Consider the following 369-nt stretch of genomic DNA (forward strand, 5'->3'; position numbering starts at 1 on the left):
CGCGCCCTGGATCTGCGGCGCCGTGACTTGGTGACGGCGCGTGACCGGCTGACCGCGACGCTGGAGGCGGTGCTCGGCGACGACACCGCCGAGCACCTGCGGGCGCGGCTGACGGAGCTGCTGGCGACGCAGCCGGCGGAGGACGGGCTGTTCGACGTCACCGGCGACAGGGGTGTGGGAGAAGCCGCCGACCCGGTGGGCGCACGCGCCGAGCTGGCCGCGGCCGTCGCCGCCCACCAGCAGGCCGTGGTCGACTGCGAGACGCACCGCAAGGTCGCCCTCGTGGCGTCGAAGCGGCTGGGGGACAGGTCCACTCAGGCCTGCGTGCTGCGGGAGAAGCTGGCCGCCGCCCAGGGCGAACACGCGACG

1 pseudogene is annotated in these 369 nt (G+C 75.6%); it reads left to right on the forward strand.

Annotated features, from left to right (window positions below):
• Positions 1-30: 30 nt before the first annotated feature.
• Positions 31-369: pseudogene (locus tag Q2100_RS31690) on the forward strand (AAA family ATPase); the annotation flags it as partial.

Origin of the sequence: Mycolicibacterium arseniciresistens, from assembly GCF_030519285.1 — a bacterium.
Lineage (GTDB): Bacteria > Actinomycetota > Actinomycetes > Mycobacteriales > Mycobacteriaceae > Mycobacterium > Mycobacterium arseniciresistens.